Source organism: Acidobacteriota bacterium (assembly GCA_018268895.1).
In the GTDB taxonomy this organism is placed as follows: domain Bacteria; phylum Acidobacteriota; class Terriglobia; order Terriglobales; family Acidobacteriaceae; genus Edaphobacter.
Window position 1 is genome coordinate 229,420 of the sequence record JAFDVP010000007.1, and the last position, 25,290, is coordinate 254,709.

The 25,290-nt window shown below is 62.4% G+C and carries 16 protein-coding genes; 6 read left to right on the top strand and 10 right to left on the bottom strand.

What is annotated here, in order from left to right:
• Positions 1 to 5 precede the first annotated feature (5 nt).
• Positions 6 to 1,256 (top strand): sodium:proton antiporter, encoded by a 1,251-nt coding sequence (locus tag JSS95_08550; protein ID MBS1799860.1) that lies wholly within the window; start codon positions 6 to 8, stop codon positions 1,254 to 1,256.
• A gap of 5 nt (positions 1,257 to 1,261) precedes the next feature.
• On the opposite strand, the gene JSS95_08555 is transcribed toward JSS95_08550, so the two are convergent.
• The 5 genes from JSS95_08555 to JSS95_08575 form a co-directional block, all read right to left on the bottom strand.
• On the bottom strand, positions 1,262 to 1,879 hold the full coding sequence (locus JSS95_08555) for a YdeI/OmpD-associated family protein (protein ID MBS1799861.1): 618 nt from the start codon (positions 1,877 to 1,879) through the stop codon (positions 1,262 to 1,264).
• Positions 1,880 to 2,024: 145 nt separating this feature from the next.
• A complete protein-coding gene (locus JSS95_08560; GenBank protein ID MBS1799862.1) occupies positions 2,025 to 2,831 on the bottom strand; it encodes a hypothetical protein in 807 nt (268 codons plus the stop codon).
• A complete protein-coding gene (locus JSS95_08565) occupies positions 2,828 to 3,472 on the bottom strand; it encodes a hypothetical protein (GenBank protein MBS1799863.1) in 645 nt (214 codons plus the stop codon). The genes JSS95_08560 and JSS95_08565 overlap by 4 nt, the downstream gene beginning before the upstream one ends.
• The gene (locus JSS95_08570; GenBank protein MBS1799864.1) at positions 3,469 to 4,023 is read right to left on the bottom strand and encodes an RNA polymerase sigma factor; all 555 of its coding nucleotides are present in this window, start codon (positions 4,021 to 4,023) and stop codon (positions 3,469 to 3,471) included. The genes JSS95_08565 and JSS95_08570 overlap by 4 nt, the downstream gene beginning before the upstream one ends.
• Before the next feature lie 124 nt (positions 4,024 to 4,147).
• A complete protein-coding gene (locus tag JSS95_08575; protein ID MBS1799865.1) occupies positions 4,148 to 4,978 on the bottom strand; it encodes a DUF1003 domain-containing protein in 831 nt (276 codons plus the stop codon).
• 244 nt (positions 4,979 to 5,222) lie between these two features.
• Here JSS95_08575 and JSS95_08580 point away from each other — a divergent pair, with 244 nt between their 5' ends.
• Positions 5,223 to 6,503: a beta-lactamase family protein gene (locus tag JSS95_08580; protein ID MBS1799866.1), complete on the top strand. Its 1,281-nt coding sequence runs from the start codon at positions 5,223 to 5,225 to the stop codon at positions 6,501 to 6,503.
• A gap of 241 nt (positions 6,504 to 6,744) precedes the next feature.
• A complete protein-coding gene (locus tag JSS95_08585; GenBank protein ID MBS1799867.1) occupies positions 6,745 to 7,185 on the top strand; it encodes an NUDIX domain-containing protein in 441 nt (146 codons plus the stop codon).
• 71 nt (positions 7,186 to 7,256) lie between these two features.
• Here JSS95_08585 and JSS95_08590 read toward each other — a convergent pair whose 3' ends face one another.
• The 4 genes from JSS95_08590 to JSS95_08605 all read right to left on the bottom strand — a co-directional run bounded on the left by JSS95_08590 (position 7,257) and on the right by JSS95_08605 (position 17,279).
• Positions 7,257 to 8,207 carry an SPFH domain-containing protein gene (locus tag JSS95_08590; GenBank protein ID MBS1799868.1) on the bottom strand — a complete coding sequence of 317 codons (951 nt, stop codon included), beginning with the start codon at positions 8,205 to 8,207 and terminating at the stop codon, positions 7,257 to 7,259.
• Between the two features lie 79 nt (positions 8,208 to 8,286).
• The gene (locus tag JSS95_08595) at positions 8,287 to 10,047 is read right to left on the bottom strand and encodes an energy transducer TonB (protein MBS1799869.1); all 1,761 of its coding nucleotides are present in this window, start codon (positions 10,045 to 10,047) and stop codon (positions 8,287 to 8,289) included.
• 176 nt (positions 10,048 to 10,223) lie between these two features.
• A complete protein-coding gene (locus JSS95_08600) occupies positions 10,224 to 13,607 on the bottom strand; it encodes a carboxypeptidase regulatory-like domain-containing protein (protein ID MBS1799870.1) in 3,384 nt (1,127 codons plus the stop codon).
• Between the two features lie 327 nt (positions 13,608 to 13,934).
• Positions 13,935 to 17,279, bottom strand: coding sequence for a TonB-dependent receptor (locus tag JSS95_08605; GenBank protein ID MBS1799871.1), 3,345 nt, complete (start codon positions 17,277 to 17,279; stop codon positions 13,935 to 13,937).
• A gap of 295 nt (positions 17,280 to 17,574) precedes the next feature.
• Between JSS95_08605 and obgE the strand changes: the two genes are divergently transcribed.
• The 3 genes from obgE to JSS95_08620 all read left to right on the top strand — a co-directional run bounded on the left by obgE (position 17,575) and on the right by JSS95_08620 (position 21,946).
• On the top strand, positions 17,575 to 18,699 hold the full coding sequence (gene obgE, locus JSS95_08610; protein MBS1799872.1) for a GTPase ObgE: 1,125 nt from the start codon (positions 17,575 to 17,577) through the stop codon (positions 18,697 to 18,699).
• Between the two features lie 227 nt (positions 18,700 to 18,926).
• Complete coding sequence (locus tag JSS95_08615) at positions 18,927 to 19,256, top strand: PadR family transcriptional regulator (protein ID MBS1799873.1); 330 nt, start codon at positions 18,927 to 18,929, stop codon at positions 19,254 to 19,256.
• A gap of 14 nt (positions 19,257 to 19,270) precedes the next feature.
• The gene (locus JSS95_08620; protein MBS1799874.1) at positions 19,271 to 21,946 is read left to right on the top strand and encodes an ABC transporter permease; all 2,676 of its coding nucleotides are present in this window, start codon (positions 19,271 to 19,273) and stop codon (positions 21,944 to 21,946) included.
• 227 nt (positions 21,947 to 22,173) lie between these two features.
• On the opposite strand, the gene JSS95_08625 is transcribed toward JSS95_08620, so the two are convergent.
• Complete coding sequence (locus JSS95_08625) at positions 22,174 to 24,693, bottom strand: ABC transporter permease (GenBank protein MBS1799875.1); 2,520 nt, start codon at positions 24,691 to 24,693, stop codon at positions 22,174 to 22,176.
• Positions 24,694 to 25,290: the final 597 nt, after the last annotated feature.

Here is a 25,290-nt window from a genome sequence, read left to right on the forward strand (position 1 = left end):
CAGCAATGAAGATACTGGAACTGTTCAGCATGATGGTCGCCACCGCCGCAGTTTTCGGCTGGATCAGCCGTCGCTGGCTCAGGCTCCCGCTCACCATCGGAACCATGCTGCTGACGGTCGCTGTCTCGCTGGCGTTGCTGACGGCGAGCCATTTCTATCCTGGCCTCAATGTGTGGGCCGCTTCGCTGGTCGGCGCCATCGACTTCGAGAACCTCATCCTGCACGGCCTGCTCTCGGTGCTGCTGTTCGCGGGGGCGTTTCTGCTGGACCTGGACGCGCTGCGCAGGGAGAGCGCCGCCGTCGCGCTGCTCTCGGTCGGCGGCACCGCGGCATCGACCATCGCCACCGCCGCCATCCTCTTCTGGGCGCTTCCGCTGGTGGGCGTGCCCGCTCCGTGGATCGAGTGCCTGCTCTTCGGCGCGCTGATCTCGCCAACCGACCCGATCGCCGTGCTCGAGATGCTGAAGCGTGTTGGCGTACCCAGCAATATCCAGGCGCAGCTCGCCGGCGAGTCGCTGTTCAACGACGGCGTAGGCGCGGTCATCTTCCTTGCCCTGCTCGACGCCTCGCGCGGCGCCGCACCCACGCCCGCTCACTTCTTTGGCCTGCTGGCCCTCGAGGCCGGTGGCGGACTCGCGCTGGGCGTTGCGCTCGCCTGGGTGACCTCGCAACTGATGCGCTGGACCGACGCCTACCAGGTGGAGATTCTGCTGACGATCGCGCTGGCCACCGGAGGCTACGCACTGGCCGACCGCTGGCACCTCTCCGCGCCTCTGGCCGCGGTCGCGGCGGGAATCGCGCTGCGCCGCTTCAACGCCACGCATCCGCACACTACCATTGCGCACCAGAGCATCGACACCTTCTGGGAGGTGATCGACGAGGTCCAGAACGCGATCCTGTTTGTCCTGCTCGGCTTCGAGATTCTCGCCATCCCCTTCTCGCGCGTGCCTCTGCGGACGGGGGCTCTGGCTGTAGCCACCGTGACGCTGGTACGGCTGGGAGTGGTCGCGGGATTGATCGCGCTTCTGCGGATTGCACGGCGCGGCTACCGAAGCTCGGTCCGCATCCTGAGCTGGGGCGGTCTGCGCGGCGGGTTGTCGCTGGCGCTCGCTCTCGCCGTGCCGCACGACCATGGACGCACATGGATCCTGGTGGCGACGTACTCCGTCGTCCTCTTCTCCATCGTCGTGCAGGGAGGGTCAATGGATGTGGTTTTGAAGCGGCTTCTATCAGATGCGACCGACCGGCATCGCTGAGGAGCTTAGCAGTTCTGATACTTCCAGTTGCGCTGCTTGCCTTCGGCGATCCACTCGACGGCCTGGACGACGCGCTTCTCTTTGGTCTCAACACGTTTGGCTTCGCTGATCCAGTCGGTGTACTCGCGCTGACAGGAGGGGCTGAAGTCGCTCCAGACTTTTTGTGCGGCTTTGTTCTTCTTTAGAGCGGCGGCAAGTTCGGCGGGAACCTCGGGGGCTGGCTTTGCGGCCTTGCGCGGGCGCTGCATGGTTTTGGCGCCGTCGTCGATGAGGGCTGCGGCTTGTTTGATGTAGCCGATGAGCACCTTGTTGGGCGGGAGGTCCTTGACGCTGGTGAGCTTGCCGAGCGAGCCCATGCCGTCGCCGTCGAAGCCATCTTTCTTGAGCTGTTCACGCATGGCGGCGCCGAAGAGGCCGAAGCCGCAGTGCGCCTTGAAGGCTGCGATGCCACCGAACATCTGTCCCTTGTAGGTAAAGAAGGGCATGGACCACTTGATGCTTTCTTCGATGTCGGGAACAGTCCTGTGGACGAGCTCGCGGAGGTGCTCGAGAATGGGCTGCGCGAAGGTCGCGGACCGGTTGATGTAGGCGTCAACGCGGGGGTCGAAGTTGCCGGCTCTCATGCGAAGAAGCTTAGCAGCATTTACCAGTGGACTTTGGTGGGTGTTAGAGGTTTCCCCCGAAATAAGATTCTCACGGCCGTTTGTCGAAGCTGCTCTGGCCGTTCGTCGACCCCGGACCTCGCTCGAATGTCCGCTTCTGTGTTGGTTAGGGGATGGGTTCGACGGTGGCCTGGATCTCGATGCGGCGGGTGGTTCCGGAGATGTCGAGGGAGCCGATGGTGAGAGGCTTGCCGGGGGTGAGGATGGCGCTGCCTTCGAAAACAGACTGGCGGAGGACGGGGTCCTGGAGTGCGGCGGCGACAGAACGGTCTTCGAGAACGCTCGACTGGCCGACCTTGGTCTTGAGCCGGAGAGAGTTGAGGGAGTCGTCGAGGGTGGCTTCAAAGTCCATGCCCACGTCGAGGTAGGTGACCTGCTGGTTGGTGGTGGAGGTTTTGTCGACATATGCGCCGGTATAGATAGGGACTTTGTTGCCCTGCTTGAGGACGGCACGCTGGCCGGGGACGAGGACCATGCTGTAGTGCTGGTCGCCGATGCGTTTGGAGCCATCGAGGTCGATGAGGGTGTAGGTGAGGCGGTAGGTCTTGGATGGTTTATCGAGTTCGGTAATGATCCTTTGGGCCAGGGCGATCTGGTCGTCGGGGCCGGCGATGAGGATAGTGTTGCTCGAAGGAGATAGTGTGACCTTCACGCGCGGATCGACGATGTTACGGATACTGACGAGGATCTCATTCTGCATCTGCTGAGTGGTGGTGCTGGAGAGATGAAAGATGTGTACAGACGTGTAGGACATTGGTCCTGTATATGGGTGAGGCTGGCCGGTGGGAGGAGGTGGCGTTGTCTGTGCTGCGGCGGCCGGAGAGCCTGACGACTCTGGGGTCTGCGCAGAAGCGGCGAACGTAGAGGCGAGGGCGAGAGTTGCGAGCAGACGAAGTGTGCGGGCGGGTGTCATTCACTTTCTCCGGTGAGAATCTCTGGTGGTGTAAAGAAGGCCTGAAAATCTGCGGCTTCCTTCTGTTCTTTAGCGGCAGTATGTTCGTTGCTGATCTGTGCGAGGTCTTCGGTGCGACCGTGGCTGGTGTAGCGAAGGAGGATGCGCTCCTGGTCGGTGATAGGGATGGGAGGGGCGGGGTGGCTTAGCTGTGCGTCTTCGGCTGGTTCTGTTGCTTCAGCGGGTTGTGGTTGTGTCAGCTTTACATTTGCGTGTGCTGTTGTGGTGCTGTGTGGTGTGGTGTGGATGATTGTGGTGACGGGTTGTGCCGGTGCGGGAGTGGTGTGAGTGGTGGTTGCTGTCGTTGGCGAAGTTGTGCGGCGGTGTGAGGTGAAGGTGAAGATGGCGGCGATGACCAGTGCGGCGATGGCTGCAGCTGTCCATTGGACGAGGGCGGCGGTGCGAGCATTTCGAAATGCTGGGATTCCTCGGCTGTGCGATTTCGTCGCTTCGCTCGGAATGACACTCTTTGATAAGGAGTGCGCTTCGAGAATGTTGAGAATACGGCGGTCCATGCCGGTGGGGGGCGTGGCGTCGCGGAGGGCGTTGAGGACGCAGTCGATCTGATGGTCGTTTCGGTCTGGGCTCTGAGTTGGATTCATCGGTAGCCTGCTTTCTCGAGCCGTTCGCGGAGGCGTGTGCGTGCGCGGAAGAGGACGGAGCGCACGGCGGCCTCGGAGCGGCCGGTGATGGAGGCGATCTCTGCGGTTTCGAGTTCTTCGAGGGAGGAGAGCAGGAGGACCTGGCGTTCGAGCGCGGGGAGGCGTTCTATCTCGCGGAGGACGGTCTGCATGTGGCGTGCGTCTTCGAGGGCGCGGTCGGCTGGTGTACCGGGGGCGATGAGGGAGTCGACGAACTCAGAGCCGGCGGGGCGCGACTTGCGGCGGCGGAGGCGGTCGAGCGCGAGGTTCCAGGCGATGCGGACGAGCCAGGTGCGCTGGTCGCGGATGGCAGGCAGAGCGGCGGGGCGCTGGAGGACGCGGAGGAAGGTGTCCTGCACGACGTCTTCTGCATCGTCGTGGGAGTGAAGCAGCGAGTAGGCGACGCGGAAGAGCAGCGCGGAGTGCGTCTCGACGAGAGCGGCCAGGTCGATCTCCGACTCGGCGCTCTGAAGGGACGACAACAAGACCAGGCTTTCCTCGAACGATGCCATAAGTGTTCTTCTACCGTGACAGACGCATGAAGGGGAACTCCGTTCGGATTTTTTGGGGTATCGAATAGACTGCCGGGTACCCCGTCCTTCATGGCCTCATCGTGAAAGGTGGGAGGAACAGAACTTATCGCGCGGCGCGAACCATGTCCTCCACATCCGCAATCTTGTCCACGATCAGGTTCAGCTTCGACGACAACGCCTGAATCTCGGCCTCCGCCCGGCGATTTACGTCGAAGTCAAGCTCGCTGCGGAGACGGTCCTTCGTGTCCTGGCGGTTCTGGCTCATCATGATCACTGGGGCCTGGATCGCTGCCAGCATCGACAGGAACAGGTTCAGCAGAATAAATGGGTACGGGTCCCACGTATGCTTCTTCGCGAAGATGTTGATGCTCGTGTAGACGATCAACACCCCGAGGAACGACAGGATGAAATTCCAGGAGCCTCCAAACCGCGCCACGGTGTCGGCGATGCGCTCGCCAAAGCTCGCGTCTTCATCGATCATCACGTTCGCGTTGCGGTTCGCGCGCAACTGAATCAGCTTCTGCGAAGCATGAAACTGCCGCCCCAGTACCGTCAGCATGTCGAGCCCCGCCATCGGCTTGCGCTTCAGCAGCTCGGCGATGTCGTGGCGGTCCAGCTCCAGGCACACCGCCTCCTCCATCGCCATTGCGGCCGACTGGTGCGGCGTCCCATCCAGCATCGACGCAAAACCGAAGAACCCGCCATGCGGAGGCTCTTCGATCAGCACCTCCTGCTGGTCTTCGTCCACCGTCGTCACGCGCACCTTACCCGACATCATGATGTAGGCACGGCTTCCCGGATCGCCGATCTTGAATATCCTTTGCCGCGCCGCGAAGTGCTTGATGTCGACCTGCGCGGCAAGCACGGCAAGCTCTTCCTCATCCAGCAGCTCAAACAGCGGAACATGTCTCAACTCTTCAGGTGCGCAGGGCATAATGCAGGTCTCTCTTTCGCTCTCTCGAAGACACTTGAACCATGTGCACGAGAGGAAATCTTCCTATGCGAGTCGAAGATTAGCAGAGACGCCTTCATTGACGCCTCTCAATCTCTCGGGAAAAGCCACCAGCCGGGTGCCCCATAGCTGGGCCTCATCGCCAGACGTGGGTTCATTCGCGCAAAGCGCGAACCTATCCCACCATGAACAATTCGCCAAAGACGACGTATGCTACTTCAAAGCCATGCGAACCCTCGCCGCCGCGCTTCTGCTCACCGCCGCCACCGCCGCCCACGCCGCCGGACCCACCATCCGCCGCATCGACGGCTCGAAGATCTCCATCCCCGAGGCCGACGCTCTCGCCCGCCGCGTGCTCAGCGAAAACCACATCACCGGAGCGCAGATCGCCATCGTCAACGACGGCCAGCTTGCCTGGATCTCCGCCTACGGATATGCCGACCTTGATCGCCGCCTGCGCATGACACCCGAGACTCCCACCTGGGCCGCCTCCATCACCAAGCCCGTCTTCGCCACCTACGTGATGCAGCTAGCCGAGCAGGGCGTCATCAACCTCGACACGCCTCTCGCGCAGCTTCTGCCGCGACCGCTGGACACCTATCCCGCCTACAAGGACTCGGCATCGGAGCTCGTCCGCGACCCGCGCTTCGCCACCGTCACGCCGCGCATGCTGCTCTCGCACAGCTCGGGCCTCGCCAACTTCGCTATGGTCGAGCCCGACAAGAAGATGCACCTGCACTTCGCTCCCGGCACGGGTTACGCCTACTCCGGCGAAGGACTCAACCTGCTCCAGCTCGCCATTGAGCAGATCATGCAGAAGCCCCTCGAATACCTGATGAAGACAGCGATCTTCGACCCACTCAACATGACGCGCAGCTTCATGGTCTGGAACAACACCGTCTTCAACTACGCGGCCGCCGACCGCTACGACATGAACGAGAAGTTCATCTCGCACACGCAGCGCGACCACGCCCGCGCCGCCGGATCGCTCGTCACCACGGCCAACGATCTCGCCATCTTCGTCACCAACCTCTTCAGCAAACCGAAGACCGGCACCGCGCTGCGCATCACGCGCGACCTTACGGGCATGGCGGCGCAGAATAACAACGACGCGCCCGCCACACCGGCGCTGCTCAAACCCGAGAGCTTCAAGACCATGCTCACGCCCGTCATCCAGATCGACACCGAGCGCCAGTTCCCGACCTTCGACGAACCAAAGGGAACCGAAGCGCCTGCCGTCGGCCTCGCCTACGGCCTGGGCTGGGGTCTGCTCACCAAAACGAAGTTCGGCCCCGCCTTCTTCAAAGAAGGACACGGCGACGGCGCGCAGAACTACGTGATCTGCTTCACCAGACACAAGGACTGCATGATCATCCTCACCAACTCCGACAACGGCGAGCTCGCCTTCCAGCCGCTGCTCGAAGGCATCTTCGGAGATACCGTCACCCCATGGAAGTGGGAGAGCTATGACCGCGAATCGATCCTGGCTTCACGGGAGAAGAAATAGGAGAAAGGGTTTACCCCATAAAGTTGTCACCCTGAGCGAGCCGAAGGCGAGTCGAAGGACCTGTATTTTGCCTTCTCCGGCAACAGTTCAGGAAGAAAATGCAGGTCCTTCGACTCCGCTGCGCTCCGCTCAGGATGACAACCAAAGGGAACGTATAGATTGTTTGCTCAAGAAGGCACTAACAAGTCAGATCAAACGTAGGAGAAGATCGCTGCCACTACCCAGGCAATCCGCAGGCCTCATGATGTACCGCCGCACTCCCACGCTCGAGGTCTTCCTCGTGCACCCCGGCGGGCCCCTCTGGGCGAAGAAGGACCTCGCCGCGTGGACCATCCCCAAAGGCGAGTACACCGGCGACGAAGAACCACTCGCCGCCGCCATCCGCGAGTTCGCCGAAGAGACCGGCTTCATCGCTCCCGCCGCCCCACACCCTTACATCGACCTCGGCACCATCACGCAGCCTAACGGCAAGCTCGTCCGCGCCTGGGCCTTTGAGGGCGACTGCGACCCCGGCAGCCTCGTCTCCAACACCTGCACCATCGAGTGGCCGCCACGCACCGGCCGCGCCCTCACCATCCCTGAGGTCGACCGCGGCGCCTGGTTCACCCTCGTCAACGCCAGCGACCGCATCTTCAAAGGCCAGCAGCCTCTGCTCGAGCGGCTTGCGCAGACGCTCGTATAAAGCAAAAAGCCCGGCAACGTTCGAGTTGCTGTCACAAAGCCTGCTGTTGAAGTTAGGGTTACCCCCACAGCTTAGCTCGATGGTGGAGCCGGGACCTGCTGCGCGCGTGCAGGTGGCGCCACTGCCGCTCCGCGCAACCCGGCGAGGATCTGCGTCAGGTAGTCGTTCGCCGCGCCGGGATTGCTGGGCAGAAACAGCGTGTTGCTCCCGGCCCGCGCGCCGACCTCCTTCAGCGTGTCGAAGTACTGCGTCACCATCACCAGCGCCATCACGTCTTCGGCGGTCGTTCCCGGCACGGCGTCGCGGAAGTGCTCGATCGAGGCCCTGAGCCCGTCGATGATCGCCTGCCGCTCGGCAGCGATGCCCTGCCCTTGCAGCGCCTTCGACGCGGCTTCAGCCTCGGCCTGCTTCACCTTAAGGATCTTGTCGGCCTCGCCGCGCGCCTGTGCCGCGACCTGCGCGCGCTGGGCGGCGTTGATGTCGTTCATCGCCGTCTTCACCTTCACGTCGGGGATGATGTCAGTCACCAGCGCGGTAAGAATGTTGAAGCCGAAGCCGGACATGATCGAGTCGAGCTCCGTCTTCACGGCGACCGAGATGCCGGACTGCTGCTCGAAGGTCTCGTCGAGCGTGAGCTTGGGGACGTGTCCGAGGATCGAGTTGAAGACGAAGCTCTCAATCTGCTTCTGCGGGGCTGATAACTTGTAGAACGCATCGAAGATGCGGTCTTCGAGCACCTGGTATTGCACGCTCACCGGAATCTGCACGAAGACGTTGTCATGCGTCTTGGTCTCGACGGAGAACTGCGCCTGCTTCACCTGAAGGTCGACGATGAAGGCGCGCTCGGCGAAGGGAATCAGCACATGCAGGCCGGGCCGCACGATGCGGTTGAACTTGCCGAAGCGTTCGACCACGCCCGCCGTGTAGGTGCGCACGGTGAACAGCGTCTTGAGCACCGCAACCAGGACGATGACGCCGACGATGAAGAGAAGCACCAGCAGAAATGTATTCAGGACGTCCATATGCCTCACAGCGCGAGAACGCGCAAACCTCAATGCAGCGAGGATACATCAGCCGGCCGGTGGCCCCCGGCGTGAAATTCTATTGAGGCAGGCGGAAGTCGACGCGGACGGTAGTGACGATCTCAACTGCGCTGCCGTTTTCGATGTAAGGGCGGTAGCGCCACTTCGACACGGCATCCTCTGCGGCCGCTCGCAGGTGACGATCGCCGCTGACCGCGTGGGCATACTTCACGGCGCCTGAGGGCGTCACGACCACCTGAAGCTCGACGGGACCTTCAATCTGCTGGGTGCGCGCAGCTTCAGGATAGGCAGGCACGCGCGATGCGAGAAGATTTCTCGCCATGATGGCCGCGGGCACGCGCTCGAGCGATGCGCTGGCGGCCTCTTCAGCGTGCTGGCGCTCCAAAGCCTTTGCAGCGACAGAGGCTGCGATCGCCGCTTCGTCGGAATGCTTCTTCGCCGCGGGCTCAGCCTTCTCCTTGTGGACAGGGGGCGCAGCAACAGGCTTCGGCACCTTGACGGCAGGTTTCGATGCAACAGGGGCAGGCGGCTCCTTGGCAACAGCGGCCTCCTGTGGTGGCGGTGGTGTTTGAGCGTTCTGCGCGTCCGCCGTTGCACTTGTATCAGACTGGAGTGCCGGTGCGGGCGTTATCGGAGCAGGCGCAGGAGTCGCGGGGGCAGTCTCTACCGCGCTCTGCTCCGGCGCGGTCTCTACCGGCGCGTTCGTCTTCGCCTGACCGAGTGCATCTTTTGCCTTGATATATGTCGCGCGGATTGACGCGCCCGCCGATGCAAGCATCGTGTGCCCTGCCTGCGTGCGGCTGCCGTAGAATCCACCCGCGGCTACGGCGGCAATGACGACTGCGGCAATAACATAGCGCGCAGCGGAGCCGCCGCTCTGCTGCGCGGCATATCCGGAGAGCGGTGCGACGATCGACGGATCGTCCTCGGGATCAGGCAGAGCAAGACCGCGATGCGAGAGCTCGCGCACCGACCTCGGCGCGAAGACCTCCCTCTCCACGGAAGCGGCGGGCACGGGCCCCGGCGCAACAGGCGCAGGCGGGAGTACCGGCGCGGCAGCCGCCGGCGCAATGACAGGCTCGACCGATGCTGCGCGCGGAGCTTCGATCCTCTCAACGACCAGAGGAACGAGCGGAGGAACCGCAACCTGTGCTGACGGAGTTCCCACTACCCTTTGAGGGAAGGATTGTTCCTGCTCCATCACCAGATCGACATGTCTCGATGGATCGATGGATTCGGCCATGCGAGTTTCAGCCGCGGTTGAAGCCGCGAAGGGGAGGGCTTCCTGGACGGCTTGCACGTCCAGCTCGGCAAGCTGCTCCCGCAGCTCTCTGCTGGTCTGCTCGAGCTTCGCGAGCGCGTCTCCGATCGACCGCCGCGTCGCATGAACGCTTCTTGCGCCAGAGTCGCTTGTGCTGGCTGCGTTCCCAGGCGGCAATGGTTGCAGCAACGCATCGCTCGGCCTGCTGATCGCGTCCGGCAGCAGCTCCGGACGCGCCGTATCGACGCCGCCCAGCATCTGCCGCAGTTCATGCACGCCGGGCTGCTCATCTTTTGGCAGCGCCACGCTTGTGCTTCCGGTCGCGCTCTCGACGACCGTCTCCAGCACCTCGTCTTCGCTTGGAGCGTTCGTCTCCTGCGAACTCAGCGCATTGACCACCGACCAGAAGTCCATGGCGAAGTGCCGGTCTTCGTGCAGGCTCAGCAGGACGCCGCCCAGGTTCTCCGGCGAACCGAACGCGATGTTGTGCATGTCGAATAACGACCGGAACCGCTTTACCGCCTGGCCCCTCTGCTCCACCTTCTGCGCTTCAACCATCCGATGCTTTTCTCCTTACGGATCACTGTAAGAGGCCCGGCCCAAATCGCGCGCATCGCCGGCGCACACTCGTAGTGTATGTAATTTGGACGCCGGAGATAGCTCCATTCGAGGCTTGAAGCGTTCAAGAAAAATACATCCCACGTAGCATCAACAGATAGCGGTATTCGATCCATTCAAAAATCAAGCCGCAGGCTCATCTGCAACTGGCGCTCGCGGGCCTGGCTGGTACCTGCCTCTGTATACGTTCCAAACGGACGCACGTTCAGCCCCTCGGCTGCGACTGCCGTTGCGTCTTGATAGATGAGCGGCGTGACACCCGCTGCGGGCGTGCCTACAAGAAACGCCCTCTGCTGCACTCCCGTGTAGTTGACGCGATTGAAGAGATTGAACGCATCCACTACTCCGCGAATGCGCACGCGCTCCGCAAGCCGCACGGAGCGGGCAACGCGAAGCTCCAGCCGCGATGTGTCCGGCAACCGCAGCGTGTTGCGGCCCACAGTCGGTAGGTACACCGCTCCACCAGCGCCGTTGATACTCTCTCGCCCACCGTTCAGCCGTACGCCGCCGAAGATCTCATAGCTGTACGGCCTTCCGCTTGTCTCGTAAAAGATACCCGACAGCGTCCAGCCATTCGTTGCGCGCGACAACCACTGCTCGCTGGTCTTAAGCCGCGGCTGCCACACCGCGCTCAACACAACCTTGTGCGGAAAGTTCAGGCGCGACAAACCTCTGTCGTATCGCACCGTGAACGGGTCGAGCTGCGCGTTGAGTCCCGGCACGGCACCGGCGCTTTGTCCGTTGTCGATCGCCTTCGACCATGTCCACGCGGCGCGAAACTCGAGGCCTCTCCTGCTGCGCCGTTGCGCCTCAAGCACCAGCGCGTTATAACTTGCGCTTACGTTCGAGGTCACCGCCGTCACGGGCCCGAAGCTGTTGCTCACGCGCGACGAATATACGGGCAGCACAAAGGTGTCGCCATCGCGAACCCCTGTCGAGGCTGCGCCGCCTTGCAGTTGAAACAACTTTGTCTCCGACGACGGTGCGATGTTGATATCGACCGCGCCGGGAAGCTGGCGGTCGATGTTCAGCAGGTACGTCGCGCTCAGCACAACGTTCGCACCCACACCACGCTCCACGGCAACCGACCCCTGCTGCACCATCGGAGTGCGAAATCTTCTGCTGAAGACCGTCGCCGAGGTCGTCGCCGCGACCGCTGCCGGTGGCGCCGCAACATAGGCGCACACGTAGCCGAATCCCTGGTTCGCCACCTGCGGGCAGTTCGTAATTGTGCTCGGCGTGATGCGCACGCTTGTCGCTGATGCAGCGAGAGCGGTGTTCACCAGCGCGCTCCTCACCGTCGCTCCGGGCACGCGGCCGTAGTAGACGCCGTAACCGATGCGCACGACGCCGCGACCCGCGCCGAAAGGGGCCCACGCTGCACCGATGCGCGGGCCAAGGTTGTTGCGGTCTTCGGGGAAGACACTGGTCGCGCCGATGCTGCCGAAGACCGCATCCAGCGCGGCGTTGGGGCGCTGCGGCAACGGGAGCAGCTCATACTCGTACCGCACGCCGGCATCGATGGAGAGATTCGCGCGCGGTCTCCAGCGCTCCTGCACAAACCCCGCGAGGTCCATGGTCGACCACGAAGCAGCTTGCTCGCCAAAGCTCTGCGTGTATGACTGAAAGCAGAACCGGTGCGCAGCCGCATTGATCGAAGGGCAGCCTCCGTTGGGATACGCGCGGACGTTGAACGTGTAGTCCGTGATCCAGTCGACCAGCCCACCTGCGTGACCGTTGGTTGCACTGCTGTCGTAGCGAAACGTGCCGACCGTGTTGTCGAGCGCGCTCACCTGATCGTGTACGGCGCTGAGATCGAAGCCCGCCTGCAAAAAATGGCGGCCTGCCGCGAGCGTGGCGATATCGGCAAACTGCGCGCGGCGTTCCTCGGGGTACGCTCTTCGTCCCACGCCCGCCGGCGTTCCGAAGGAGAAGCCGTTGGGACCGATCGAGATCTGCGGCGAGAGGCCGCCGAGTCCGATCGCAGGCTCCTGCGGCAGCGGGATCTGCGCCTGCTCGAACTGGAAGTCGCGCGCATAAGCTACGCGGACCTCGTTGGCAAAGCGCGGCGATGCGGCCCACAGCCACCTTGCCGATGCGGCATCCACCTTCGTGTATCCGCTGCCAAAGCTGGCGACACCGCGGTCGACCACCGGTGCTCCACGCAGCCCCGCAGGCACTGCCGAGCGCAGGCGGTTGTACTGCGCGCTCACGCGGTTCTTCGACGTCGCCTGCCAGTCGAGCTTGATGAAATTGATTGTCTGATCGTCGCGTCTCTGCACGCGGCCTGTCAGGCTGTTCAGGTAGTTCAATGCGGCGTTTACATTCGCTGGAGTGGCACCGCGATTTGCGAGCAGCGCTCGCTGCGTCACCGTGAGCGCATAGAAGTTCGGGTCTCCCGGAGCCGAGATGCCCTCGAAGCCGCGACGCTGCTGGTCAAACGCATAGAAGTAGAAGAGTCTGTTGCGCACCGCCGCACCGCCGACGGTCCCTCCAAACTGCTGTCGCAGGTCTGGCGGCTTCACATAGGCTGCGGTGACCGTGCCGTCGCGATAGCTCGTCGCAATGGCAAACGGATTCGCCGCATTCCACACGCTCGTCCGCGCCATGTAAAAACCGGAGCCGTGCAGCACGTTGGTCCCGCTCTTCGAGATCGTCGCGATTGCGCCGCCCGCGCCATGCCCATACATCGCCGAGTAGTTCTGCGTGCTCACGCGAAACTCGCGCACAGCCTCCTGCGAGAACGTATACGCCGCGCCCGACCTCCGCCACGAGGCTGCGTTCCTGCGCGCTCCGCCTCCTTCAATGCCTGTCTCGCTCTGCGCGGCAGAGATCGTGTCGCCGTCGTCGGAGCCTCCGGCTCCCCGCGCCACGGCATGAAAGCCATTGTCGCTGTCGAGGCCATCGATGGACGTGCTGTTCTGGGTAACGGCCAGCCCGCGAAAGCTGACCAGCGCGGTGTTCGCATCCATGCCGCCGGCGTTCGCCGCAGGCGCGAGCAGGGCGAAGCTCTGCCATCGGCGGCCATTGATCGGCAACGTGTCGATCTCCTTCGCGCCGACGACATCTGAGATGGCGCTCTCCGCCGTCTCCTCGATCTCTGTAACACCAGTCTCGGCATCATCGGTGACCGCCACGACCTCGCGCGCACCAGCGACCTGCAACCGCAGCGCAAGCTCGCTCACGCCGCCCGCCTCTACGGCGACGCGGTCGAGCGTGAGCGTGGCAAATCCCGGCGCAGCAATCCTCACGGCATACTCGCCCGCCGGAAGATGCGCCAGCACAAAACTGCCCCGCTCATCGCAGTTCGTTGAGAATCGCAGACCGCGGCCTTCGTCGCTGGCCTCTACCACTGCGCCTGCGACCGCGGCAGCAGCCCGGTTGGAGGCAGTACCGCGAATCGTGCCCTCCACAGGAGCCTGCGCGGAGACACTCGATACTGCAAAGGCAAGAATCAGCGCGAGCAGCAGCCGGGTGCCCCATCTTCGGCGCAGTTTCATTGCGCCCAAGGCGGGAACCGTCTCCCTGATCGTGATCGCGCGCGCGCAGGCGCGCACCCACCGCTCAAACATCCTCTCTCCGCAAATAACTGTGTCGGTTACTGCTCAGCACGACCACGGAAAAAGAAGCGCGTGGGGACCGACCCTCCCAGCTCGACCGATTTGGCATAAGCCGCAGAACCGGTTCGCCACAACATGGAACTGAGGAAGATAGCCGTAGCTTAGCGGAGTTGCCGCAAATAAAAAAGCCGCAACCGCCATGCGCGAACCAGCAAAAGAAAAAGGGCGGCAGCCGAAGCCACCGCCCCATGAGCTGCTACGTCTGCATTAGAACTGCAAGCGCGCTCCAATCTGGACCTGCCGCGGAGCGAACGAGAAGTTGCTCGAGTTCGTCTGAGAGACAGCGCCGAACTGAGAGACCAGAGGATTCGCCGGAGAGGTGTTGAACGTCAGCGTGTTGCCGGTCGGAGCCGCGGACGGTCCCGTCGTACCCAACGTGTAGCCCAGCGTATTGACTGCGGTTATATTTTGGTGATTGATCAGGTTGAAGCTCTCACCCAGCAGCTCCAGCTTCGCGTGCTCCGTAACTGCGAAACGCTTGGAGATACGCAGGTCGAGGACGTTCGTCTTCGGCTGCGAGTAGGCGTTGCGCGCGATGCCGGGAACGCGGAACGTACCTGCCGATCCGTTGATGCCGCCGCCGATAGCGCTCAGGTTCGTGCCCGGCGTTCCGCTGAACCCTGCCGAGAGCGTTCCGCTCGTAGTGATGTTGTAGGGAAGTCCACTCTGTATGGAGTAAGAGGGCGAGAGCTGCCAGTCGTTCGTCAGATACGACAGCAGGCCGGTCTTCTTCCAGGGAGAGGTGAGCACCGAGTTGACGACGAAGCGATTCGGCGTGTTGGAGACTGCATTGCCGTACTCGGCACGGATGTCCTGCGGGTCGAGCAGGTTGTTGGCGGTGCTGTTTGTCTGGTTGTTGACGCCAAAGTCCAGCGCGTGCGACCAGGTATAGTTTGCGTTGAACGAGAAGGAGTTCGAGAACCGGTGGCTGATCTGTCCCACAAGCCCCTCATAGTTGGAGTTCGATCCGCTGAACACCGACGTCAGCGAACCGAAGGAGCAGTTCGGACGCTGGCTGGGGCAGGAACCGGCGACGTTTGGAAGCCTTGCATAAAACTTCGACGTCAGTACCGAGCCGTTCTGAAGAGGTCCCTGACCGGAGGAATCGATGACCGTGTATCGCACGGTAGTCGGCGCGGCCAGGTTGGTGTCGGTGAAGTTCGGCAGCCGACGGCCAAAGGCCCCAAGCCAGGTTACGCCCATCACCCAGTCGTGTCCCAGGTCCTGCTCGATCGTCAGGTCAGCCTGGTGAATCAGGGGGGCCTTGAAGTTCGAGTCGAAGAACACCACGTTCGGCGTACCCGAGAGCGCGCCAGCATTTGCCGGAGGAATCACTCGCGGAAACACTGGGGCATTCGTGGAGGTGGGGGTGTACGACACGGTGTACTGGCCCGCGCCGACGCCGGTGTTGATCAGCGAGTTGTAGATCGTGCCGTTGAGGATGCGCGCGAAAAACTCGCCGTAGCCTCCGCGAACGATCGTCTTGCCGGTGCCGAAGACGTCATAGGCAAAGCCGACGCGCGGCCCGATGTTGGTCTTGTTCGCCGGACGGTTTGAAGTCTGCGGCACAGCCGGGTTCACCAGCGCCGAGAAAGGCGTGGGCAACTGCTCGTACTCATAACGCGCGCCGTAGGTGATCTTCAGCTTCCTGGTCACAGCCCAGTTGTCTTCCGCGAAGAAGGCGTAGTCTCTGGTCTGGAACTCCAGCCCCGGCCTTCCGAATCCCTGCACGAAGCTGCTGTAGTTCCTCGCCGTGCCAAGGGTTGCGGCATTCTGAGCAAGATAGAAGTCGGTGAAGTAGTTCGTCAGGTTGGAATAGCTGTAGACGCCAAAGCCCGAGAACAGGTTGTTGACGATGTCGTTGGTATGGATGAAGTCCATGCCGAACTTAACGTTGTGCTTTCCGTGGACGTAGTTGGCCGTATCGGCGACCTGCCAGCGGCGTTCGTCCGGAAGGGCGGCACGGTTGAGGAAGTTCGGCGTGCCGAAGGTAAAGAGACTGGTGATGCTGACGCTCGGTGGCGCGCCCAGCGGATTGGCGTAGCCTCCGCCCGAGGCCATCAGGTTTGTCTGCTCGTAGGGAGTTGGGACCTGTCCGTACTCAAACTCGAAGTCGCGGCCGTACTGGTAGCGAACTTCGTTGCTTAGATGGTCGTTGATCTGCGTCTGCAACCGGGCGATAAGGAACGAGACGCGCACATCGTCGTTGCCGAAGCTGCGAATGCCGTTGGTGCTGGTCAGCCCCGTCTGAATGCCGGCGGGCGAGGTCCAGCGCAGGCGGTTGAACTCGAACGAAGCATGGTTGCGTCCGTTGATCTGCCAGTCGAGCTTCGGGAAGAAGATTGTCTGCAGACCCTTGCGAGGTACCGTGCCCAGCATCGAGTTGAGCCCGTTGACGCCGTCGATGTAGTTCTGCGCCGCCACGGTATAGGTGGGACGATTGAGCTTGCTCTGCAGGGTGCAGGCAGCGGCATCGATCGTGCTGGGAGCTGCTCCGCCAGTGCCGTTGCAAACCTTGCCCGCAGGCAGGGTGAGGTCCGGCAGCGTGAAGAGATTCAGAGGCGCCGTTGCGATGGCAACCGCAGGGAAGTTATGGTCGAACCGGTCGCCGGCGAAGAAGAAGAAGATCTTGTCCTTCCAGATCGGTCCGCCGATCGCTCCACCATACTGCTTGCGCTTGTCGGTCGGCTTGACAGGGGTGGTCACCAGGGTCCCGGTCGGGCTCACTGTCGTGAGCTTGGCCTGGGCGCTGGCCGCGCCCCACGAGGCGTCGCGATCCAGGAAGTAGAGATCGCCATGGAACTGGTTGCCGCCGCTCTTGGTGACGGAGTTCACCACGCCACCTGCGGCACGGCCAAACTCAGTCGAGTAGTTCGAGACGTTTACCTGAAACTCCTGAATGGAGGACTTCGCCGTGGAGTAACCGGCGCGCGTGCGTCCGCGCTCCTCGGAGAAGTAGGCCTGGTTATCGTCTGCGCCATCGATGGTGACGTTGTTCATCAACGTACTCTGGCCGCGGAAGCTCAGGAGGCCGAATCCACTTGCGTCCACCACAACGCCGGGGGTAAGCGACGCGTAGGCCGACCAGCGATAGTTGCTGACCGGCATGTCCTGCAAAATATTTTGAGGGATTACGTTCGAGAATTCGGGCGACACCGTGTTCAGCGCCGGGGCCTCGCTCGTGACCTCAACCGTCGCCGAGGTGCTGCCTACGGTCAGCCTGGGAGAGATGTCCGTCAGCAGTCCAACCTGGACGATGACATTCTTCGACTGGTAGCTCTGGAACCCCGGGGCGGAGATCGTTACCGTAAAGGCCGACGCCGGCAGATGGACCAGCCGAAAGAAGCCTGAACTGTCTGAAGTCGTCGTCTGCTCGGCATTCGTCGTGTTCGACCGAATCGTGATTGTTGCGTTCGGCACCGCCAAACCGGCCGTGTCCTCCACCGTTCCGCCGATCGCTCCATCTGTGGCCGATTGTGCGTGCCCGGAGAGGCAGACTCCGCAGCACAGCATTGCGATTAATGCGTACCGCATTAAATTTTTGATTGTCATCTCGGTCTCCTAAAAGTAAATCCAGCCTCGCGCATGCGCGCACCGGCCCGTACTGTTCCCGTGCAAAACGAAAATGTGCAGAAAGGCTCATCGCGATCGCTCGCAATAAACGCCCTTTATCGGAAGGGTACGGCCGGGCCCAAGGCGGCCCGGATCATGATGTCGCGGGGTATGCTCTTTCCCACATTCAACTCTTTATAACTTCGTATCTATATAAAGAGCAGGGCAGGCCCCGATCCAACAGTATGAACTGTATGCGGTAGTTTATAGCGCAGCCTTGTAAACTGGATATGAAATGTTTATTGATGAGGCAAAGATTCGCCTGAAGGCGGGCGACGGCGGAAATGGATGTATGGCCTTCCGCCGGGAAAAATTCGTTCCCCGGGGCGGTCCCTCCGGCGGCGACGGCGGCCATGGAGGCGACATTCTGATGTCTTCCTCATTGAGCCACAACACTTTAGTCCACTTCCGCTTCAACCCGGAGCACAAGTCCGAGCGCGGCGAGCATGGCATGGGCTCCAACATGTCCGGCCACGCGGGGGAGCACCTGCACCTCGAAGTCCCCGTGGGCACCCTGGTCTACGACGAGGACACCGGCGAGCTGCTGCACGACTTTACCCGCCCCAACCAGACCATCGTGGTCGCCCGCGGCGGGCGCGGCGGGCGCGGCAACCAGCACTTTGCCACCTCGACGCACCAGGCCCCGCGCGAGCATGAGCTCGGCCGCGCCGGAGAAGAGAAGCGTCTGCGCCTTGAGCTGCGCCTGCTGGCCGACGCCGGTCTGGTCGGCTACCCCAACGTCGGCAAGTCGACGCTGATCTCGCGTCTCTCGGCCGCCCGGCCCAAGATCGCCAACTACGCCTTCACCACGCTCGAACCCAACCTCGGCGTCGTCAAGGTGGGCGAGTTTCCGCACGAGCAGTCGTTCGTCATCGCCGACCTGCCCGGCCTGATCGAAGGCGCGCACCTCGGCGCGGGTCTCGGCGTGCAGTTCCTCAAGCACATTGAACGCACCAGCGTCATCGTCCACCTGGTCGATGTGTCGGACGCAAGCGCCGCGGCAGGAGGGAATGCACGCCCCGACCCCGTCGAGGACTTCAAGGTCATCACCGCGGAGCTCGAGAGCTTCGACCCGGCGCTCGCAAAGCGGCCCACCATCCTCGTCGCGTCCAAGGCCGACGTCGCGAACCCCGACAAGCTCAAGAAGCTGACCACCTACGCTAAACGCCGCAAGATGCCGCTTTATCCGATCTCGGCAGTAACGGGCGAGGGAGTCGACGCGCTGAAGTACGCCATCGCCAAGGCGGTCGCCGAGCACCGCCCCGCGCCTGCCGAAACTGAAACTCCGGAAGAAGCAGCGAAGAAGTTGAAGCCCGCGTATCCTCCACCCGCAGCCTCCGCCCGCCGCAGCCGGCGGTAAGCAGCGAGCACGAAGCCGGCTGCCCCATCCATGCCCGGGTGCCCCATCCTTCGCGGAAGCGAAGGGTGGGATGAAGACCCTCTGCCCACCACAAAACCGGCTGCCCCATACATGCGGCTTCATCGCATGTGTAGGACATTCGCGCAAAAGCGCGAACCCTTCCACGCAAACGCTTGCCCTCTCGCCCATACTTATGTATTCTTCACCTCAATCATTGAGGTGAAGCAATGACCCGTTCCAACGAGCTCCTGCAAGGCACGCTCGACCTGCTCATACTCAAGGTCCTCACGACTGGACCCATGCACGGACTCGCGATCGCCGACCGTGTGCGCCAGCTCTCCGGCGACGTGCTTCGCGTCAACCAGAGCGCGCTCTACCCGGCGCTGCACCGTCTCGAACACCAGGCATGGATCGCAGCCGAGTGGGGCGAGTCGGAGAACAACCGCCGCGCGAAGTTCTACTCGCTCACCAAAGCCGGACGCGCTCGACTTGCGAAAGAGGAGAGGTCCTGGGGCCGTCTCTCCGCCGCCGTCCACGGTGTTCTCAAAGCTGTCTGAAGACGGAGGTTTTCATGCGTCTGCTACAAAGTCTGCGCCGCCGCCTGCAATCGCTGCTTCACGAAGACACTGGCAACGTCGAGCTGAGCGAAGAGCTGCGCTTTCACCTTGAGAGCCTCGTTGAACGAAACTTAGCGCGCGGCATGACACCGCAACAGGCACGCCTTGCCGCGCGCGAGGAGTTCGGCAGTGTCGCCGAAGCAACGCAGTCTGCCTATGAATCACGCGGCACAGCCCTGCTCGACGATCTCGCACAAGACATCCGCTACAGCCTGCGCTCGTTGCGTCGCCAGCCAGCCTTCACCCTTGTCACCGTCCTCACGCTCGCGCTTGGTATCGGGGCCTGCACCGCGATCTTCTCGCTGGTCAACGCCGTCCTGCTGCGCTCGCTGCCGTATGGCGACTCCAGCCGGCTCGTCTACCTCTACACGCCCAACCCCAAGATCAAGGGTCTGCCCGGCCCCGAGGTCTTCGGCCCGAGCAATGCAGACTTCTTCGACATCAAGGCACAGTCGCACTCCTACGAGTCGATGACCTTCTTCAACCAGAAGATCTACACCCTCAACGCTGACGGCCAGCCGCAGCGAGTCGGTGCTGCGCAGATCGATACCAGCTTCTTCCACACGCTTGAAGCCGTTCCGCTGATCGGACGCGACTTCAACGAAGCTGACGAGCAGCCCGGCAACAGCCATGTCGTCATCATTGGCTACCCGCTCTGGCAGTCACTCTTCGCCGGTGCGGCCGACGTCCTCAACCGCAGCATCACGCTCAACGATCAGACCTACCGCATCGTCGGTGTTATGCCGCAGAACTTCGGCTACCCGCGCAGAACCGAGCTTGCCTACGGCAACGGACGCATCGAAGCCACGCAGATCTGGACACCCTCCGCACTCAGCGCACAACTGAGAGCTGACCGCGACAACTCCAGCAGCAACGCGCTCGCGCGTCTCAAGCCCGGCGTCTCTCTCAAAGATGCGCAGACGGAACTCAGCGCCATCATGACGCGCCTGGATCCTTTGCATCATGGCTACTTCGCCACTGGCTGGATCGGCCTGGTCAAGTCCGTTCCCGAGCACGTCCTCGGTCCCGTTCGTCCGTTGATGCTGCTTCTTCTCGGCGCAGTCGGCCTCGTTCTGCTCATCGCATGCGGCAACGCTGCGAATCTTCTTCTCGCTCGCGCCGCCAATCGCCGTCACGAGCTTGGTGTTCGCGCAACGCTCGGCGCGCGACGCGGCCGTCTCATTCGGCAGATGCTCACCGAGTCGCTCATGCTCGGCAGTGCGGCAGCCATCTTTGGCGCTGCACTCGCCTGCCTCTTCATTCGCGCTCTGCTTAAACTCAACCCCGGCAACATTCCACGCATGGAGAGCGCATCGCTCGACCTCCGCGCTCTCGCCTTCCTCGTCGTCATCAGCCTCGCCACCAGCATCATTTTCGGCATTCTGCCATCGCTCTCCGCCACGCGCATCAACCTCGTCGAGTTCCTCTCCAGCTCCGGCACACGAGGCCTCGTCGTCGACCGCCGCCGTCTGCGCCGCATGCTCGTCACCGCACAGGTCGCGCTCGTTGTCGTCCTTCTCACCGGTGCTGGACTCTTCCTCCACAGCTATATCAACGTGCTCTCCGTCGAGACCGGATTCTCGCCCTCCACGGTAGCCGTCAATGTTGCTCTCACGCCAAGCTACGACACCGTTCCAAAGCGTCAGGCGTTCTACTCAACTCTTCTTGAAAGGGTCGAGGCGCAGCATGGCATCGACTCCGCTGGCCTCATCAGCTTCCTGCCGCTCACCGGCTCCGAAAGCCTCTCTACCATCTGGGTCGATGGTTATCCCAATGAGGATCGCCAGCTTGTCGAGGAGCGCGGCATTACCTCCGGCTATCTCACCGCCATGCAGACGCCACTACTGAAGGGTCGCAACTTTACATCCGATGAAGACCTGCCTGGTCAGCATACCGTCGTCATCATCAACCAGGCGTTTGCCAAAAAGTTTTTAGCTGGCAAAGACCCCATCGGCCAACACCTTCGCGAAAATACCAATTACCCATGGTCGACCGTAGTCGGTGTCGCGCAGGACACCCGCAACGAGAGCCTCGAGACTGCCGCCGTCCCACAGGTCTACTACCCCTTCCTCGGCGGTAACCAGCCGCTCAATGGTGTTTATCTCGCCGTCCACTCCGCTCTTCCACAGACTGCCGTTGTGTCTGCAATCCGCGCCGCCGTCCGCTCTATCGACCCCGGCATCGCTCTCTCCGACATCCACGTCATGAGCGATCTTGCCACGCAGAACACTGCCCCGCGCCGCTTTCAGACCACGCTGCTTGCCCTCTTCTCCGCCATCGCGCTCTTCCTCGCCGTCGTCGGCGTCTACGGTCTGCTCGCTTACTCGGTTCGTCAGCGCACCGGCGAGATCGGCCTGCGTATGGCGCTCGGTTCAACGCGCATAGGCATCGCGCGACTTATCCTTCGCGAGGGCCTGTCGCTGCTCGTCATGGGCCTCTGTCTTGGAATCACAGTAGCGGTGGTCTTCGCTCGGATGTTGCGCAGCTTCCTCTACGAAGTCCCCGCACTCGACCCCGTCACCTTCGCGCTCGTCCCCGCGCTCCTTCTGATCGCAACGCTGGCAGCATGCCTCATCCCCAGCGCGCGAGCGGCCGCAACCGATCCCATGGTGGCGTTGCGACACGAGTAGGCTACTCAAGCCACCAAATACGGACGTCGTCATTCTGATGCTGAATGACCTCTAAATCGGGTGCCCCATCTTCGCCGCGTTCCTATCGCGGCTAAGGTGGGACATTCGAGCGAAGCTCGAACCGTATCTTCGTTTTCTACTGAGACGTCTAGCGGCAACGCCTCCCACCTTAGCCCGCTTCGCGGTCGAAGATGGGGCACCCGCAACACACTCGGAACCGAAAAAACCTACTCCGCCCGCAGCACTTCGCTAGGCTCAACTGCAGCGGCCTTTCGCGCCGGCAACAGAGCCGCGACCACCGCGACTGCGGCCACCAGCAACGCAGCACCGGCAAGCACGTAAGGATCGGCCGGAGTGACACCGAACAACTGTGTCCGCAACAGACGGCCGAGCACCACGGCCAGCGGCAGACCGACGAGAATGCCTGCGCTCGCCAGCTTCAGCACATCGCCGAAGACCAGCCGCGACACCAGCCATCGCGACGATCCCAGCGCCATGCGGATGCCGATCTCTTTGGTGCGTTGCGTTGTCGTGTAGGCCATCACGCCGTAGAGTCCAACGCCCGCGAGCAGCGTCGCCAGCAGACCGAAGGCAATGGCGAGGAACGCGATCATGCGCTCGTTCTCCATGTCCCGGCTGATCTGGTCGTCCATCGTGCGCAGGTCGTCGATCGCCAGCAGCGGGTCGACGGAGGTCACGGTCCTGCGGATCGTCGCGAAGACCGTCTCCGGAGGAGTCTGTGTGCGCACGTAGTACGAGAGCGAACGGTTCAGGTCCGACCCCGTCATCTGCTCCAGCGGAGCATACATCGACGGATGAATCTCGGCGCGAAGGTCCGTCTGCGCGAAGTCGCGCGTCACTCCGACGATCTCTGTGTCAAAGGGTCGGTTGTCTCCGCCACCGTCGTACAGTCTCTGCCCGATGGCCTTGCTCACCGAACCGAAGTACCGCTTCGCCAACGTCTCGTTGACGATCGCCACTTTGGGATGGGCCGCATCGTCAGTCTCGGTAAAGCCCCGACCGGCAAGAAGCGGGATGCGCGCCGTCTCCAGAAGGCCGGGGCCTACGTTCATCTTTGTGATGGTCATGTCTTCATCCGGCGCTTCCTTGTATCCGGCAAAGGTCACATTGCCCGAGTGCGACGACTGCCCCAGCAGAGGACTGTTCGATGCGCCCGCGCTCTCCACGCCGGGCATCGCGCGCAGGGCCTCCAACATGCGGACGCGCACAGCGGGAAGGCGCGTTGCGTCGTAGCCCGACAGCTTGGGGTCAAGCGTGAAGCCCACCAGATGGTCCGTCCTGAAGCCGACATCGTGCGAGCGCAGTTGCTGCATCGTGCGCACGAACAGACCTGCGCCCACCAGCAACAGAAGGCTGAGGCAGATCTGCGCTCCCACAACCACGCGGCGGAAACCGAGCTTGCCGCCTGTACCCGTCGCAGTGTGCGAGCGCAGCGCCTTCATCAGGTCGGGCTTCAGTATCTGCGCCGCAGGCGCAAGGCTGAAGACGATGCTCACCGCAATGGCGATGACAAAGTTGAAGGCGAGCAGGCGGCCATCGAGCGACGCGCCGAAGGGTCCGCCCGAATCGCCAAAACGCTTCGTCAACATGCGAATCGCCACAGGAGCCAGCGTCAGTCCAATCGCGCCGCCGCCGATTCCGATCAGCAGGCCCTCCAGCAGAAGCTGCTGCACGATTCTTCCCGAACGCGCTCCCAGCGCATAGCGGAGCGAGAACTCCCGCACACGCCCCGCGGAGCGCACCAGCAGCAGACTGGCCACGTTTACCGCGGCGATCAGCAGCACCAGCGCCGCCATGCCCATCATCACCAGCAGAGGCGTCTGGTAGCCTTCGCGGTTGTACGAGAAGCCTCGCGCCGCCGGCTGTATGAGCAGCCTGCTGTTGGTCAGAAACTCATCCGTGAATCTCTTCGAGGACGTGCCCAGGGCCTTCAGCTCGTCCGCGCGCAGCGCATGCCACAACGGAGCGCACATCACCTCCGCCTGCTTCGCCGTCACGCCGTCCTTCAGGCGGCCCACGATATTCAGCCAGCGGTCGGTGTGGTCGGTCAGCGCCTTGTCGCGGCCGGGCATCACCTCTGCGAGCATGGTCATCGGCACAAACAGCGCGGGCGTCTCGCCCCATACGCCGCTATGAAAGTCCGCACCGGCTACGCCGATCACCTTGAACGGGTGACCGTTCAGCGAGATGTTCTGCCCGACAATCGAGGCGTCGCCGCCGGTGTGCTTCTGCCAGTAGTCGTAGCCTAAGACGATGACAGGAGCGGCGTCCTTCTGCCGGTCTTCGGCCTGCGAGAAGAACCGCCCCATCGCCGGGGCCACGCCCAGCATGGTGAAGTAATTGCCGCTGACGATCTCGGCTTCGGCAAACTCCGACGAGCCGTTTCGGGTAAGCGCGACAGAGGTCTTCGACGTCGCGGCCAGCGCCTCAAACGCCGCCGACTTGTCGCGTAGGTCCTGGTACATCGGATACGAAAAATAGCTCGCGATGCCGCCGCCGTGCGAGCTCGAGTGTCCGCGCCACGCGCTGCCCGTCCCTTGCAGATACACCAGGCGCTCGGGCTTATAGACCGGCAACGCCCGCAGCAGCGCCTGGTCGAGCAGCGAGAAGATCGCCGTATTCGCCCCCACGCCCAACGCCAGCGTCAACACCACGGTCAGCGTAAAGACAGGCGAACGCCGCAACTGCCGCAACGCGTATCGAAGATCGCTCAGAATGTTCTGCATCACAACTCCGTCACCGCAAAACGATAAAAGTATCCTTACATCTAAGCAGTTAGCTCTCCATCGCAGGAACTGCGGTTTCAGCAACTTAGCGCCTTCTCCAGCACCGCGCGTGTCCGTATTCGCAAATGCGCGTCCGAAATCGAACACGCAAAAACTAACTCGTGTCACCCCGGGCGAAAGCGCATTGCACCCAGGCCACAGCCACCTCCTCACAATAAAATTGCCATCCTGAGCGGAGCGGTTCGCACTGTTTGCGAACCCGGAGTCGAAGGACCTGAATTCTTTCCATGCCCGGTAGATTCTTGCCGGGGAAACGTAGGTCCTTCGACTGCGCGGCGACGCCGCTCCGCCCGGGATGACAAAGTTAAGGTGGCCGTCAAGTGCAGGTATCCGCCAGGATGGCAAAGCGAGAGCCAGAGCCGCCGATTTGAGATGAGTCCATTCGAGCGGGGACCGTCATCCAATCGGCACCCTCCGTTTCTGCATCCAACGACACAGGAGCAGCCTTCCGAAGTTGCTACCGTTGAGTCCGACTACCAGTAAAGCCATCTCTATCAATACTTGCTGCGATACCCTAAGCAAAGAGAGGCCTTCCCT

Bases quoted from the DNA above. Each gene is read 5' to 3' on its own strand.
- JSS95_08550 (MBS1799860.1), top strand. From the start codon at position 6: ATGAAGATACTGGAACTGTTCAGCATGATGGTCGCCACCGCCGCAGTT.
- JSS95_08555 (MBS1799861.1), bottom strand. From the start codon at position 1,879: ATGAGAGCCGGCAACTTCGACCCCCGCGTTGACGCCTACATCAACCGG.
- JSS95_08560 (MBS1799862.1), bottom strand. From the start codon at position 2,831: ATGACACCCGCCCGCACACTTCGTCTGCTCGCAACTCTCGCCCTCGCC.
- JSS95_08565 (MBS1799863.1), bottom strand. From the start codon at position 3,472: ATGAATCCAACTCAGAGCCCAGACCGAAACGACCATCAGATCGACTGC.
- JSS95_08570 (MBS1799864.1), bottom strand. From the start codon at position 4,023: ATGGCATCGTTCGAGGAAAGCCTGGTCTTGTTGTCGTCCCTTCAGAGC.
- JSS95_08575 (MBS1799865.1), bottom strand. From the start codon at position 4,978: ATGCCCTGCGCACCTGAAGAGTTGAGACATGTTCCGCTGTTTGAGCTG.
- JSS95_08580 (MBS1799866.1), top strand. From the start codon at position 5,223: ATGCGAACCCTCGCCGCCGCGCTTCTGCTCACCGCCGCCACCGCCGCC.
- JSS95_08585 (MBS1799867.1), top strand. From the start codon at position 6,745: ATGATGTACCGCCGCACTCCCACGCTCGAGGTCTTCCTCGTGCACCCC.
- JSS95_08590 (MBS1799868.1), bottom strand. From the start codon at position 8,207: ATGGACGTCCTGAATACATTTCTGCTGGTGCTTCTCTTCATCGTCGGC.
- JSS95_08595 (MBS1799869.1), bottom strand. From the start codon at position 10,047: ATGGTTGAAGCGCAGAAGGTGGAGCAGAGGGGCCAGGCGGTAAAGCGG.
- JSS95_08600 (MBS1799870.1), bottom strand. From the start codon at position 13,607: ATGAAACTGCGCCGAAGATGGGGCACCCGGCTGCTGCTCGCGCTGATT.
- JSS95_08605 (MBS1799871.1), bottom strand. From the start codon at position 17,279: ATGACAATCAAAAATTTAATGCGGTACGCATTAATCGCAATGCTGTGC.
- obgE (MBS1799872.1), top strand. From the start codon at position 17,575: ATGTTTATTGATGAGGCAAAGATTCGCCTGAAGGCGGGCGACGGCGGA.
- JSS95_08615 (MBS1799873.1), top strand. From the start codon at position 18,927: ATGACCCGTTCCAACGAGCTCCTGCAAGGCACGCTCGACCTGCTCATA.
- JSS95_08620 (MBS1799874.1), top strand. From the start codon at position 19,271: ATGCGTCTGCTACAAAGTCTGCGCCGCCGCCTGCAATCGCTGCTTCAC.
- JSS95_08625 (MBS1799875.1), bottom strand. From the start codon at position 24,693: ATGCAGAACATTCTGAGCGATCTTCGATACGCGTTGCGGCAGTTGCGG.